Origin of the sequence: Devosia alba (assembly GCF_039938915.1) — a bacterium.
Classification (GTDB): domain Bacteria; phylum Pseudomonadota; class Alphaproteobacteria; order Rhizobiales; family Devosiaceae; genus Devosia; species Devosia alba.
This window is the reverse complement of sequence record NZ_JBDUUI010000103.1, coordinates 1-260: the sequence shown is the minus strand read 5'-3', so window position 1 is coordinate 260 and position 260 is coordinate 1. Positions and strand designations below refer to the sequence as shown.

Sequence of the window (260 nt, the reverse complement as noted above, 5' to 3'; positions counted from 1 at the left end):
GAAGTCATTGGCGGTGCTGCCCACGGCCAGGACGAGGGTGTCATAGCTGATCCGGCGTTCGGGTACCACCTCGGCGCCGTCGTCGTCGCGGAACGCGGCAATGACGATTTCCCGGGCTTGCCGGTCCAGCCCGCTCATCCGCCCCAGCTGGAATTCGTAGTGGTGCTTGCGAGCATGGGCGCGGTAATTGATTTCGTTGGCGTTGGCGTCCAGGGAGCCGGAGGCGACTTCGTGCAGCAGGGGCTTCCAGACATGGGTCA

At 64.6% G+C, this 260-nt stretch carries 1 pseudogene; it reads right to left on the bottom strand.

The window, feature by feature from the left end:
- Positions 1-260, bottom strand: a pseudogene (locus ABFY71_RS18940) (NAD(P)/FAD-dependent oxidoreductase); the annotation flags it as partial.